Genomic DNA, 13,641 nt, shown 5'->3' with positions numbered 1-13,641 from the left:
TTTCTGGTGCGTACCGGGCTGAGAGGCGGTGTAAGTGAACTGTAGTTGCCATGTTTTACGGCAATGAGAGCAGAGATAGCGCTGATGTCCGGCAGTGCTTTTGCCGTTACGCACCACGCCTTCAGTAGCGGAGCAGGAAGGACATCTGATGGAAATGGAAGCCACGCAAGCACCTTAAAATCACCATCATACACTAAATCAGTAAGTTGGCAGCATTACCCCCTCCTGGATGTTTACCGCGATTATTGCCGTATGCATTCTGTTTATTATTGGAATTATTTTCGCCAGGCTCTATCGTCGCGCTTCGGCAGAGCAAGCTTTTGTTCGTACTGGTTTAGGTGGGCAAAAAGTGGTGATGAGCGGTGGCGCAATCGTGATGCCGATCTTTCATGAAATAATCCCCATCAATATGAATACTCTGAAGCTGGAAGTCAGCCGCTCAACCATTGATAGCCTGATTACGAAAGATCGTATGCGTGTCGATGTAGTAGTCGCTTTCTTTGTACGGGTAAAACCGTCTGTAGAAGGCATCGCCACTGCGGCGCAGACGTTGGGGCAACGCACGCTATCACCAGAAGACTTACGTATGTTGGTTGAAGATAAATTTGTCGATGCCCTCCGTGCAACAGCTGCACAAATGACCATGCATGAGTTACAGGATACCCGCGAGAACTTCGTGCAGGGAGTACAAAATACTGTCGCAGAAGACCTGTCGAAAAACGGTCTTGAGCTGGAAAGCGTTTCACTTACCAACTTTAACCAGACCTCGAAAGAACATTTCAATCCGAACAATGCCTTTGACGCCGAAGGTTTAACCAAACTGATTCAGGAGACGGAGCGCCGTCGTCGCGAACGTAACGAAGTTGAACAGGATGTAGAAGTTGCGGTGCGTGAGAAAAACCGTGATGCACTTTCGCGCAAGTTGGAGATTGAACAACAAGAAGCGTTTATGACGTTTGAGCAGGAGCAGCAGGTTAAAACCCGTACTGCCGAACAGAATGCACGTATTGCGGCTTTTGAAGCTGAACGTCGTCGTGAAGCAGAGCAGACGCGAATTCTGGCTGAACGACAAATTCAGGAAACGGAGATCGAGCGCGAGCAGGCCGTCCGCTCAAGAAAGGTTGAGGCTGAACGTGAAGTTCGTATTAAAGAGATCGAACAGCAGCAGGTCACCGAAATCGCCAACCAGACGAAATCGATCGCTATTGCCGCCAAATCGGAACAACAGTCCCAGGCAGAAGCGCGTGCTAATCTTGCACTCGCAGAAGCAGTAAGTGCGCAACAAAACGTAGAAACCACTCGCCAGACCGCAGAAGCCGATCGTGCTAAACAAGTTGCCCTAATCGCTGCCGCGCAGGATGCAGAAACCAAAGCGGTTGAACTGACCGTGCGAGCGAAAGCAGAAAAAGAAGCCGCAGAGATGCAGGCGGCGGCTATCGTTGAGTTAGCCGAAGCTACACGTAAAAAGGGTCTGGCGGAAGCAGAAGCACAACGTGCGCTGAACGATGCTATCAACGTACTTTCTGATGAACAAACCAGCCTTAAATTCAAACTGGCCTTGTTGCAGGCGCTACCTGCGGTAATAGAAAAATCCGTTGAGCCGATGAAATCTATTGACGGTATCAAGATTATTCAGGTCGATGGTCTGAATCGTGGCAGCGCTGCGGGTGATGCAAACACGGGTAATGTGGGGGGCGGAAACCTGGCGGAACAAGCATTATCAGCCGCTCTCTCTTACCGCACACAGGCACCGCTGATTGACTCCTTGCTCAATGAAATTGGCGTTTCAGGCGGCTCACTGGCGGCATTGACTTCACCCTTAACCTCAACAACTCCCGTCGCCGAAAACGTAGAATAAATTTTCAGCTATGAACGTCCCTGGCACAAAAAGCCGGGGATTTTTTATATCTGCGTTCCGCTAAAAACTGCAAATGATCAGGTCGTTGCAACGTTTTGCGTGACCGCTCGGGGAAGGCAAAACTGCCTCTGGGAAAGCGTTGCGCGAGGTCCGGCGCTCATCAACAATCGGGGAGTCAGCAAAGGGCTGAAACGGGAAAGCCCCTCCCGAGGAAGGGGCCTTACAGAAGGAAAGGGTTATGATGAAGCTCGTCATCATACTGATTGTGTTGTTACTCGTAAGTTTCGCAGCTTATTAACAGCCAATCAGAGGGGGGAGAAATCCTCCCTCACCCTTGTTCCTTTACTTTAGGTTGAAAAAAAATCAGCGTCAAGAAGGTTTCATTAACACATATCCCTGGCCCAAAAAGCCGGGGATTTTTTATATCTGCGTTCCGCTAAAAGGTGCAAATGCTCAGGACGTTGCAGCGTTTTGCGTGACTGCTCGGGGAAGGCAAAACTGCTTCAGGGAAAGCGTTGCGCGGGGTCCGGCGCTCATCAACAATCGGGGAGTCAGCAAGGGGCTGAAACGGGAAAGCCCCTCCCGAGGAAGGGGCCTTATAGAAGGAAAGGGTTATGATGAAGTTCGTCATCATACTGGTTGTGTTGTTACTGTTAAGTTTCCCGACTTACTAACAACTGATCAGAGGGGGGAGAAATCCTCCCTTACCCTTGTTCCTTTACTTTAGGTTGAAAAAACAACAGCGTCAATAGGCCTGCCTGCTACGAAGCGAGATCTGTGAACCGCTTTCCGGTTAGCCTTTTTTATCCTGTTGGATCTTCTTGATGATGTTAGTGGTCGAGCAACCGTCTTCGAAGTTGAGCACCAGCACTTCGCCGCCGTTGGCCCAGACTTCTTTACTCCCGGCGATCTCTTCTGGTTTATAGTCGCCACCCTTCACCAGTAAATCTGGCAGGATCCCGGCGATCAAGCGCTGCGGCGTGTCTTCTTCAAACGACACCACCCAGTCGACCGCTTCCAGTGCGCCCAGCACAATCATACGCAGTTCGAGTGGGTTAACGGGGCGGGAATCCCCTTTCAGCCGTTTGGTGGAGGCATCGCTGTTCACAGCGACAATCAGACGGTCACCCAGTTTGCGAGCATTTGCCAGATAGGAGACGTGCCCGGCGTGCAGGATGTCAAAGACACCGTTGGTCATTACCACCTTTTCGCCGCGTTTACGCGCTGCCGCTACGGCCAGCTTCAGTTCCTCTTCGGTCATCACGCCAAAGCCGGTATCTGCGCGCCCACGCACTGCATTTTCCAGCTCGATCGGCGAAACCGTGGAGGTTCCCAGTTTGCCGACCACCACGCCAGCCGCCGCATTGGCAAAGAAGCAGGCTTCTTCCAGCGAATTACCCGCTGCCAGCGTTGCCGCCAGGACGCCAATCACCGTGTCGCCCGCACCGGTAACGTCATACACTTCCTGCGCCTGGGTTGGCATATGCAGCGGCGCTTTACCCGGTTGCAGCAGCGACATACCCTGTTCGGAACGGGTCACTAACAGAGCCGAGAGTTCGTAATCGGCAATCAGTTTCATGCCGCGCTCAACAATCTCTTCTTCGGTCTTACATTTACCGACAACAGCTTCAAATTCCGAGAGATTCGGCGTTAACAGCGTAGCGCCGCGGTAGCGCTCAAAATCGGTACCTTTTGGATCAATCAGCACCGGAACGCCCGCTTTACGCGCCAGTTGGATCATCTGCTGTACGCTTGCCAGCGCACCTTTGGCGTAGTCAGAAAGCACCAGCGCGCCAATCGAACTCAGCGCCTGATTAATCCGCTCGTGCAGCGGCTGCGGATCAACGCCTTCGAAACCTTCTTCGAAATCCAGACGGATCAGCTGTTGGTTGCGGGAAAGTACCCGTAATTTGGTGATGGTCGGATGCGTCGGTACAGAAACGAAGTCGCATTTGACGTTGACGTCGGCCAGAGATTTACTCAGCGCGCGCGCTGCATCGTCAATGCCCGTCAACCCGACCAGGCGTGCATTAGCACCGAGAGAAGCGATATTCATCGCCACGTTAGCCGCGCCGCCCGGACGTTCTTCGATGGTATTCACTTTAACCACGGGCACCGGCGCTTCCGGCGAGATACGGCTGGTGGGACCGTACCAGTAACGATCCAGCATTACATCACCAACCACCATCACTCCTGCACGTTCAAACTCTGACAGCGTTACTTTCATTCCTGTCTCCTGAGAGATTCAAAATTTGCGCGCGATAATACCATACTTCATTCTTCCACCAGCCACTTCTGCCAGCTTGCCCGCACCAGATCACGCTCTGCGGTGAAGCAATCCTCCGACACATGGCCCGGCAATTCCTGTAATGCCAGATGATGAAGTTCATCGCGCAGCGTCGTGTAAGCACGGGTCAGCGCCATCGCTTCCTGCTCTTCCATAATGTCGTTTTGCGCCAGCAGCTCCAGAATACGCACGTTGTCTGACCAGCGCGTTAACTTCGGTTTTTCATGAGCGTAGCGCAACACCAGATATTGGGTAATAAATTCGATATCGGTAATTCCGCCTTCATCGGCTTTGATATCAAAGCGATTACGATGTTTATTGCCGAGATGAGCGCGCATTTTCTCGCGCATTTCCCGCACTTTCGTTTGCAGAGTTTTACCTTCACGCGGCAGCGTCATAATCTCGCGATGCACTGCGTCAAAGTGCGCGGTGAGCTGCGGATCGCCGTACACTACACGCGCACGCACCAGCGCCTGATGCTCCCACGTCCAGGCCTCGTTTTTCTGATAATCAGCAAATGCTTCTGCGGATGTCACCAGCATTCCCGCCGCCCCGGACGGACGCAGTCGTGCATCCACTTCATACAAAATGCCGGAAGAGGTTCGCGTATTGAACAGATGCATAATGCGTTGCGCCAGACGCAGATAAAACTGTCGCCCGTCGATTTCCCGCTCGCCGTCAGTCATCGCATCCATTGGGCAATCATGGAGGAAGATCAGGTCAAGATCGGAACTGTAGCCTAACTCCCAGCCGCCCAGCTTGCCGTAGCCGACCACCGCAAAACCACGGCCTTCGCGATCGTTGAGGTGATTTGGCTTACCGTAGCGGGCCACCATTTGAACCCACGCCTGCTGAACGACGGCATCTATCATAGCCTCTGCCAGCCAGGTTAAGTGATCGCTCACTTTCATCACCGGTAGCGTACCAGCGATATCCGCTGCGGCGATGCGTAACAGCTGCGCCTGTTTGAACTGACGCAGCGCCTCAAGCTGTTGCTCTTCGTCATCTTCCGGCACGCGCAGCAAATACTGGCGCAACTCATCGCGGTAGGCATCGGTCGCCGTCGGCTGGTAAAGAGTGTTTGGATCGAGCAATTCATCCAGCAATAATGGATAACGCGCCAGCTGGCTGGCAATCATCGGCGATGCGGCACACAGAGAAATCAAATGTTTAAGCGCCGCAGGGAATTCACTGAGCAATTCTAAATAGGTGGTGCGGGTAACAATCCCCACCAGCAAGGCGGTAATGCGCGACAGCGTAACGGCAGCGTCTTCACGCGCACAGACATCACTTAGCAGATGTGGCATCAGATGGTCGAGCACCTGACGTCCTCGCGGCCCGATAGTACGCTTATCCAGCTCTTTGCGGAAATCAGCAATCAGCGTTAGGACCTGTTTGCGATCATCCTCGCTAAGATGCGCCAGCACTGGCGTAGTGTCATCTACCTGCAACGCATCCTGCCACAGCTCACGCCACTGTTCCGACAGCGACTCTTCCTGAGTTTCACTTTCGTCGTCGCCAATCAATTCATTAAACACCCGGCGCACATTGGTCATATGTGCGGTCAGCGCCCCGGTCAGTTGCGGCCAGTCAGCAAAGTCCATCGCCCACGCCAGCCGCGCACGGTTAAGCTCATCAGAAGGAAGCGTTTGGGTTTGTTCGTCGTTAATGCTTTGCAGCAGGTTTTCCAGACGCCGCAGGAACAGATATGCCACTCGCAATTGTTCAGCATCGTTTTCAGAAAGCAGATGCAGCGCGGCAATGACGCTGAGCGTTGGCAGTAAAGAGCGCGACTGCAGCGACGGTTCGCGCCCACCGCGAATGAGCTGGAACACCTGAACGATAAATTCAATTTCGCGAATGCCGCCTGCGCCGAGTTTGATATTGTCGGTCAAACCACGTCGACGCACTTCACGGGCAATCATCCCTTTCATGTTGCGCAGCGACTGAATCACGCTGAAATCGATGTAACGACGGAAAACAAACGGGCGCAGCATCGCACGCAACTCGTTAGCATAGACGCCTTCGCTATCGCCCATAATCCGCGCCTTGACCATCGCGTAACGCTCCCAGTCGCGCCCCTGCTCCTGGTAATAATCCTCCAACGCGGCAAAGCTCAGCACCAGCGGGCCACTTTCGCCAAACGGACGCAGCCGCATATCCACGCGATAGACGAAGCCATCCTGCGTTGGTTGATCCAACACTTTAATCAGCCGCTGCCCCATGCGGGTAAAAAACTGCGCGTTATCCAGTTCCCGGCGTCCGCCCTGCGTACAACCATGTTCCGGCCAGGCAAAAATCAGATCGATATCTGAGGAGAAATTCAGTTCCCCACCGCCCAGCTTACCCATGCCTAAAATCAGCAGCGGTTGCGCTTCGCCCTGCGCATTGCACGGCGTTCCCCACTCGCGGCAGCAAGCGTCATACAGCCAGTCACGCGCGGCGACAATCAGCGTCTCCGCCAGATGGCTGAGCTGCTGCAATATGCTCTCTTCAGTAACCAAAGCCAGCGTTTGCGCCCAGGCGATGCGCACCATAATGCGCCGCCGGAATAGCCGCAGCTCGCGCATTAACCCGGCTTCGTCACTCACATTGCTGAGCGCCTCCTGCAACCATGCCGCGTAATGCTGCCATTCATCAGCCTGCGGCGATTGGCTTTCCAGTTCCGTCAGCCACTCTGGATGCGCAATCACGCTGTCCTGCACAAAATCACTGAAAGTAAGTACTGACTTCGCCTGTGCGCTAAGTGATTTCTCGGCTAAAGGCTCTGGCAGCCGCTCAACAACCGTCTGCCAGTACTGCTGTAACGGTGAAGAGAGCGGCTTCATAAGCGATTTTATCCTTGCCTGATTAACGTTTTCCGCTGTGCAACCAGAACGGTTCCTGATTGTTTGCCTCATTACGGAAATGTTCAATTTCAATGCGTTGCCCGGTCGCAATAGCGTGACGCAGCCCCTGCCAGTTCTCCAGCCAGGCTTGCGCGACGACAGGATCATAGTAACCCGCCAGCAACAGTATTGAGTCAATATCACGCGTCAGACGTGGCAACTGGTCACGGTAGCGATCGCCCAACGGCTGGCAGAAAACGCTTTTCAGTTCAGCGGCATGGCGGGAAAGATGGATATCGGCAAAGCGTTTGAAGGAATCGCTCATTTTACTCTGCGCTTTGGCATCTAAAAACGGCTGCCAGGCTTTGCTTACCAGCCATTCGGTCAACGCCAGCTTCGCCATTGCCGTTTTGGTAGAGTAGACCGCCGTCACGGCAGAAACCGCAGAAGCGATGGTCGCTTCGCATTGAGTCAGCAAATCACGTAAGTGAGTGCTCGCTTTGCGCGGCACAATACCACCGAACAGCATCAGTGTATGACGGACCAGACCAATGGCTGCCAGCACCTGTTCTTTCGCCGCATCGTTGCCGCGTACCCACAGTTCTTCATGATACTGCCATTGCGCTAACGCCAGCTCGAGCGCCGCTTCCAGCCCCTGTTCCACATCGGCTTTTGCCGCAACATGCAAAATGGTGGTCGGTTTGATTTCACGCGCCGGATTGCCCTGCGCCAGATGATAGCCACGCGCCGCTTTGCTCAGGCTGCCCTGGCGTAATCCGGTTTGCGATACCAGTTGGTTCGCCAGTTTCAGCACCGCGCGCGTGTCGCCGCTAAGCAGTTCCAGTTCCAGCTCACAGATAGGTTCAGCAAATTCCCCCGCTTTCACCTCCCCCTGATCGAGAGCGATTTCAATTCGGCTGTCATCGACCGCCACCAGCCATTTTTCGCGATAAAAATCGGTGCTGAACAGCGGTTGTACGCGGGAAGCGAGATCGGCGGGCAATTCGCCGTTCGGCCAGACTTCCGTCGGTAACTGCGCCAGGTCGAGCGTCGGTTCGCTCAACGCCACGTTATATTCCGGGCGCTGGTGTAAGCCGCCTGTCACTCTTCCTGCAACTTTCATGGTCATCTCATAGCGACCGTTTTCGCCACGAATACGTAAGCCCATATCGTGCCCACGCAGCCAGTTATCCGGCGTTTCGTAGTAAATATTCAGCAACTGCACGGGGTCATGGTGCTCGCCGCCCAGCGTATTGAGATGGTCACGCAACGCCTCAACGGCACTGTGATTAACAATAAACTTTAATTCGATTTCCTGAGCCATGGCCTTTACTTATCGGTTATGTCACATAAGTGACGATGAACGGCGAACTTAATGCGATCTTTTTTGTCAGTAGATAGTATTTTGCGCCAAATTGCCATGCAACAGGGCAATTTGACGGGCGTAAAAGTTTGAAGCAGTGGCAAGACCTGACACAGAGGATTCCGATTGATGTCGAATGCTTTGCGTAGCGACACTGATGCCACTACTATCGTTCCACTTTCCATGACAATAACGACAGCCTGATGCCAAAATTACGCCTGATCGGATTAACTTTACTCGCACTTAGCGCCACTGCCGTCTCACACGCTGAAGAAACGCGCTATGTTTCTGATGAACTGAATACCTGGGTCCGTAGCGGTCCGGGAGATCATTATCGCCTCGTGGGCACGGTTAACGCCGGCGAGGAAGTGACCTTATTACAAACTGACGCCAACACCAATTATGCCCAGGTGAAAGACAGCTCTGGCCGTACCGCCTGGATCCCGTTGAAACAACTTAGCACTGAGCCAAGCCTGCGCTCCCGTGTGCCAGATCTGGAAAATCAGGTCAAAACCCTGACCGATAAACTCACCAATATCGATAACACCTGGAATCAGCGCACCGCAGAAATGCAGCAAAAAGTGGCGCAGAGCGACAGCGTGATCAACGGATTAAAAGAAGAAAATCAGAAATTGAAAAACGAGCTGATTGTCGCGCAGAAAAAGGTCGATGCCGCCAGCGTACAGCTGGATGACAAACAGCGCACCATCATCATGCAATGGTTTATGTATGGCGGTGGCGTGCTGGGGCTTGGCTTGCTGCTCGGTCTGGTACTGCCACACCTGATCCCAACGCGCAAACGCAAAGATCGCTGGATGAACTAAATCGCCTTCTTCGTTGCACTGTCTTATTATTAGGAATTGTGTATTTGACGAAGGGATGATGGCGTGAAGATTTATCTGGTCGGTGGTGCTGTTCGGGATGCATTGTTAGGGCTACCGGTCAAAGACAGAGATTGGGTGGTGGTCGGCAGTACGCCACAGGAGATGCTCGACGCGGGCTACCAGCAGGTAGGCCGCGATTTTCCTGTGTTTCTGCATCCGCAAACGCATGAAGAGTATGCGCTGGCACGTACCGAACGGAAATCCGGTTCCGGTTACACCGGTTTTACTTGCTATGCCGCACCGGATGTCACGCTGGAAGATGATCTTAAGCGTCGCGATCTGACCATTAATGCGCTGGCCCAGGACGATAACGGCGAGATTATCGACCCGTACAACGGTCTGGGCGATCTGCAAAATCGTCTGTTGCGCCATGTTTCCCCCGCTTTTGGCGAAGATCCGTTACGCGTTCTGCGCGTGGCGCGTTTTGCTGCGCGTTATGCCCACCTCGGTTTTCGTATTGCCGATGAAACTCTGACGCTGATGCGCGAGATGACCCATGCGGGTGAACTGGAACACCTGACGCCTGAACGGGTATGGAAAGAGACGGAAAGCGCCCTCACCACCCGCAATCCCCAGGTGTTCTTCCAGGTACTGCGCGATTGCGGTGCACTTCGCGTTTTATTCCCGGAAATTGACGCCCTGTTTGGCGTTCCGGCCCCTGCCAGGTGGCATCCGGAAATCGACACCGGTATTCATACCTTAATGACGCTCTCAATGGCGGCGATGCTGAGTCCGCAGGTTGATGTCCGTTTCGCAACTTTATGCCACGATCTCGGTAAAGGACTGACGCCGCCAGAACTTTGGCCGCGTCATCATGGGCATGGCCCGGCGGGTGTTAAGTTAGTGGAACAACTATGCCAGCGTCTGCGCGTGCCAAATGAAATTCGCGATTTAGCCAGACTGGTGGCTGAGTTTCACGATCTCATCCACACCTTCCCAATGCTGAACCCAAAAACCATCGTCAAATTATTTGATTCCATCGATGCCTGGCGTAAACCGCAGCGTGTCGAGCAACTGGCGCTGACCAGCGAGGCTGACGTACGCGGCAGAACCGGTTTTGAATCAGCGGACTACCCGCAAGGCCGTTGGTTGCGCGAAGCCTGGGAAGTGGCGCAGTCAGTGCCGACAAAAGCGGTCGTTGAAGCGGGATTTAAAGGTGTGGAGATTCGCGAGGTGCTGACCCGACGGCGGATTGCGGCGGTAGCCAGTTGGAAGGAACAACGTTGCCCAAAGCCTGACTGAGTATAAAACTAAACGTTAACACGAACCATCCCCTCGCCCCTTCGGGGAGAGGGTGAGGGGAACAGACCAGCACCGGTGCGAACAATCACCCCCACCCCGGCCCTCTCCCTACAGAGCGAGGGAGAAAACCAGGCCTGCTCCCGAACCTTTTCTCAATCAAAAGAACACGACGTACACCGCAGCCGCCACAATAAAGCGATAAATGGCGAACGGGATAAACGAAATGCGCTTAATCAATTGCAGGAAGGTTTTAATCGCTATCAGCGCCACCACAAAAGCGGTGATAAACCCAACGGCAAACATCGGGATATCGCCGGTTGTCAGGAAGCCCCAGCTTTTGTAGAGATCGAGCGCCGTTGCGCCCATCATCATCGGTACCGCCAGCAGGAACGAGAACTCGGAAGCAGCGTAACGGCTCACGCCCATCAGCATCCCACCTGAAATGGTGGCCCCGGAACGGGAGAAACCCGGCCACAGCGCCAGACACTGGAAACAGCCAATCATAAACGCCTGACGATAGGTCATATCATCAAGACCCGGCGCACGCGGCTCTTTCGGCTTCAGGCATTCGGCGGCAATCAGCAACAAACCGCCAACGACCAGTGCATACATCACATTTATCGGGTTAAACAATGACTTAATCGTGTCGTGGAACAACAGCCCCAGTACCACCGCCGGAATCATCCCCAGCAAAATGTGGATCAGCGTTAAACGACCTTTGCTTTCTCCTTCGTGCTGCAACGGGCGGCCAAAGTGGATGCCAATCAGGCCAAACAGACGCCGCCAGAACATCACTACTACCGCCAGAATTGATCCTAACTGGATCACAACTTCAAAGGTTTTCGCCGTGTCGCCCTCGAACCCCAACAAGTGACCGACAATAATCATATGGCCCGTGCTGGATACCGGCAGAAATTCTGTCAATCCTTCGACCACACCCAATATTGCCGCTATCAGCAGCGAGTGCATATCGCTCATCAATAAACCCCTAAATTATTAAAATGTACCGCTTGTCCGGACTACTGCAGTAAGACCAGGTTATAACCGTTTGGTTTAACAGCTGTAAAATTAATTATTTTCTTTCAGATTATTGCCACGCTCAATGATTACACCAACATTCGCCGCCCGCGCCACTGCGCCTGGCTTGCTGAGTTTGATGCGCACCCACGGCGAGTTGAAGCGTGCTAACAGCAGCTCCGCCACCTCTTCAGCCACGCGTTCCACCAGCGCAAAACGCGCCCCCTCGACGTGGCTGACCACCGTTTCTGCAATGTCAGCGTAACTGAGGCAATCCGCCACATCATCACTTTTCGCCGCTTTACGGTTATCCCATGCCATTTCGATATCGAACACTAACTTCTGTTCGATGGTCTGTTCCCAGTCGTAAACACCAATAGTGGTGATTACCGAAAGTTGCTCTATAAATACAATATCCATCACGTCCTGCCTGCTTTTTGGCTAACCGGATACCACTTCCGGCGAAATGTGCGTATTATCCACAGATTCATCGTTGAACACGAATTTTCAAAACGGAACAGCTTATGAGTGCAATCGCGCCTGGAATGATCCTCATCGCGTACCTCTGCGGCTCCATTTCCAGTGCCATTCTGGTTTGCCGCTTGTGTGGGCTGCCCGATCCGCGAACCAGCGGCTCCGGCAATCCAGGCGCAACCAATGTGTTACGTATCGGTGGCAAGGGAGCAGCCGTAGCAGTACTGATTTTCGACGTTCTGAAAGGAATGTTGCCCGTCTGGGGCGCGTATGAATTAGGTGTCAGCCCCTTCTGGCTAGGCTTAATTGCCATCGCCGCCTGTCTTGGACACATCTGGCCCGTTTTCTTCGGATTTAAAGGAGGAAAAGGCGTTGCTACCGCTTTTGGTGCCATCGCACCCATTGGCTGGGATCTCACCGGAGTAATGGCGGGAACCTGGTTACTGACCGTGCTATTGAGCGGATACTCGTCGCTGGGAGCGATTGTCAGTGCACTGATTGCTCCGTTTTATGTCTGGTGGTTTAAGCCACAATTCACCTTCCCGGTTTCGATGCTCTCTTGCCTGATCCTGCTGCGTCATCATGACAACATCCAGCGTCTGTGGCGTCGTCAGGAGACAAAAATCTGGACGAAATTCAAAAGAAAGCGCGAAAAGGATCCCGAGTGATTTCTGGTGGATCTACATGACCTGATAGCCTTCATCGGGCTTGCCCAGCCGTTGCTGGCACCATGCCGCCAGAAATTCCACGCAGACACGTAATTTCATGCTGCGATAGAGCGGCTCCCGGTAAACAGCCCAGATATTGGCGCTTTGTGCATACTCCGGCAATACTTGCACCAGTTTGCCACTCTCCAGAAACGGCAACACATCCCACTCGGAACGCAGCATAATCCCTTTGCCCTCCAGCGCCCATTGCAACACTATCTCGCCGCTATTGGAGGAAAGATGCCCGCTAACCTTCACCGATTTTTTCTCCTGACCGTTCCCCAACACCCATATTCCGTGGGTCATATCGCGCTCTTTGGTCACCAGACAGTCATGACGACTTAATTCCTGTAATGATTGTGGCTGCGGATATTTTTGCAGATACTCAGGTGCTGCGCATAATATTCTTTTATTTTTCGTTAACAGATGCGCAATATAATAATCAGGAATTTCGTCATTAATACGAATATCCAGATCAATATTATCCTGCACTAAATCAATTTGCCGATCGAACAATTCAAAATGCACCTGTAACTCAGGATAATTGCGCATAAGTTCGGTAATGGCTGGCGCAATATGGCTGCGCCCAAAACCAAAACTGCAACCAATACGAATCATCCCCTCCGGGCGCGTTTTGATTTGCGTGACGTCATCGACCAGTCGCTGGGTAATGACTCCAACTTACTGATAGTGTTTTATGTTCAGATAATGCCCGATGACCTTGTCATGCAGCTCCACCGATTTTGAGAACGACAGTGACTTCCGTCCCAGCCTTGCCAGATGTTGTCTCAGATTCAGATTATGTCGCTCAATGCGCTGAGTGTAACGCTTGCTGATAACGTGCAGCTTTCCCTTCAGGCGTGATTCATACTGCGGCCAGCCATCCGTCATCCATACCACGACCTCAAAGGCCGACAGCAGGCTCAGAAGACGCTCCAGTGTGGCCAGAGTGCGTTCACCGAAGACGTGCGCCACAACCGT

13 protein-coding genes and 1 pseudogene are annotated in these 13,641 nt (G+C 53.1%); 6 read left to right on the top strand and 8 right to left on the bottom strand.

Annotated features, from left to right (window positions below; all coding sequences use genetic code 11):
• Positions 1–165, bottom strand: a 165-nt coding sequence (locus BGK49_RS24830; RefSeq protein WP_047664789.1) for an IS1 family transposase, incomplete at its 3' end; no start/stop codon positions are given.
• A gap of 64 nt (positions 166–229) precedes the next feature.
• On the opposite strand from BGK49_RS24830, the gene BGK49_RS00785 reads away from it, so the two are divergent.
• The 3 genes from BGK49_RS00785 to ibsE all read left to right on the top strand — a co-directional run bounded on the left by BGK49_RS00785 (position 230) and on the right by ibsE (position 2,532).
• The gene (locus tag BGK49_RS00785) at positions 230–1,858 is read left to right on the top strand and encodes a flotillin family protein (RefSeq protein WP_000493386.1); all 1,629 of its coding nucleotides are present in this window, start codon (positions 230–232) and stop codon (positions 1,856–1,858) included.
• A 238-nt stretch (positions 1,859–2,096) separates the two neighbouring features.
• Positions 2,097–2,156: a type I toxin-antitoxin system Ibs family toxin gene (locus tag BGK49_RS28860; protein WP_001387081.1), complete on the top strand. Its 60-nt coding sequence runs from the start codon at positions 2,097–2,099 to the stop codon at positions 2,154–2,156.
• Between the two features lie 316 nt (positions 2,157–2,472).
• Positions 2,473–2,532, top strand: a complete 60-nt coding sequence (ibsE, locus tag BGK49_RS28855) for a type I toxin-antitoxin system Ibs family toxin (RefSeq protein ID WP_001387082.1) — start codon at positions 2,473–2,475, stop codon at positions 2,530–2,532.
• Positions 2,533–2,651: 119 nt separating this feature from the next.
• Here the strand turns inward: ibsE and hldE are convergent, their stop codons facing one another.
• From hldE to ygiF, 3 genes are read right to left on the bottom strand one after another with little or no spacing between them, the layout of a single operon-like run.
• Positions 2,652–4,085 (bottom strand): bifunctional D-glycero-beta-D-manno-heptose-7-phosphate kinase/D-glycero-beta-D-manno-heptose 1-phosphate adenylyltransferase HldE, encoded by a 1,434-nt coding sequence (gene hldE, locus BGK49_RS00770; protein ID WP_000869225.1) that lies wholly within the window; start codon positions 4,083–4,085, stop codon positions 2,652–2,654.
• A gap of 47 nt (positions 4,086–4,132) precedes the next feature.
• Positions 4,133–6,973 (bottom strand): bifunctional [glutamate--ammonia ligase]-adenylyl-L-tyrosine phosphorylase/[glutamate--ammonia-ligase] adenylyltransferase, encoded by a 2,841-nt coding sequence (gene glnE / locus BGK49_RS00765; RefSeq protein WP_005043847.1) that lies wholly within the window; start codon positions 6,971–6,973, stop codon positions 4,133–4,135.
• Positions 6,974–6,995: 22 nt separating this feature from the next.
• The gene (ygiF, locus tag BGK49_RS00760) at positions 6,996–8,297 is read right to left on the bottom strand and encodes an inorganic triphosphatase (protein ID WP_000046272.1); all 1,302 of its coding nucleotides are present in this window, start codon (positions 8,295–8,297) and stop codon (positions 6,996–6,998) included.
• A gap of 242 nt (positions 8,298–8,539) precedes the next feature.
• Here ygiF and BGK49_RS00750 point away from each other — a divergent pair, with 242 nt between their 5' ends.
• Together BGK49_RS00750 and cca are read left to right on the top strand one after the other, a co-directional pair.
• A complete protein-coding gene (locus BGK49_RS00750) occupies positions 8,540–9,160 on the top strand; it encodes a TIGR04211 family SH3 domain-containing protein (protein WP_001125332.1) in 621 nt (206 codons plus the stop codon).
• Between the two features lie 63 nt (positions 9,161–9,223).
• Positions 9,224–10,462 carry a fused tRNA nucleotidyltransferase/2',3'-cyclic phosphodiesterase/2' nucleotidase/phosphatase Cca gene (cca, locus tag BGK49_RS00745; RefSeq protein WP_046891771.1) on the top strand — a complete coding sequence of 413 codons (1,239 nt, stop codon included), beginning with the start codon at positions 9,224–9,226 and terminating at the stop codon, positions 10,460–10,462.
• A 156-nt stretch (positions 10,463–10,618) separates the two neighbouring features.
• Here the strand turns inward: cca and bacA are convergent, their stop codons facing one another.
• Positions 10,619–11,440 carry an undecaprenyl-diphosphate phosphatase gene (gene bacA / locus BGK49_RS00740; protein WP_001305111.1) on the bottom strand — a complete coding sequence of 274 codons (822 nt, stop codon included), beginning with the start codon at positions 11,438–11,440 and terminating at the stop codon, positions 10,619–10,621.
• Positions 11,441–11,530: 90 nt separating this feature from the next.
• Positions 11,531–11,899 carry a bifunctional dihydroneopterin aldolase/7,8-dihydroneopterin epimerase gene (gene folB, locus BGK49_RS00735; RefSeq protein ID WP_001295541.1) on the bottom strand — a complete coding sequence of 123 codons (369 nt, stop codon included), beginning with the start codon at positions 11,897–11,899 and terminating at the stop codon, positions 11,531–11,533.
• A 104-nt stretch (positions 11,900–12,003) separates the two neighbouring features.
• Between folB and plsY the strand changes: the two genes are divergently transcribed.
• Positions 12,004–12,621 (top strand): glycerol-3-phosphate 1-O-acyltransferase PlsY, encoded by a 618-nt coding sequence (gene plsY, locus BGK49_RS00730; protein ID WP_001272796.1) that lies wholly within the window; start codon positions 12,004–12,006, stop codon positions 12,619–12,621.
• Between the two features lie 12 nt (positions 12,622–12,633).
• Here plsY and ttdR read toward each other — a convergent pair.
• Together ttdR and BGK49_RS00720 are read right to left on the bottom strand one after the other, a co-directional pair.
• Positions 12,634–13,326: pseudogene (gene ttdR, locus BGK49_RS00725) on the bottom strand (L-tartrate utilization transcriptional activator TtdR); the annotation flags it as partial.
• A gap of 15 nt (positions 13,327–13,341) precedes the next feature.
• On the bottom strand, positions 13,342–13,641 hold a 300-nt coding region (locus BGK49_RS00720), incomplete at its 5' end, for an IS1 family transposase (protein ID WP_069375675.1).

This window comes from Shigella sp. FC1544, assembly GCF_001722145.1.
Classification (GTDB): domain Bacteria; phylum Pseudomonadota; class Gammaproteobacteria; order Enterobacterales; family Enterobacteriaceae; genus Escherichia; species Escherichia coli.
Note: the sequence above shows the minus strand (reverse complement) of the source record. Positions and strands in the feature narration are given on the sequence as shown.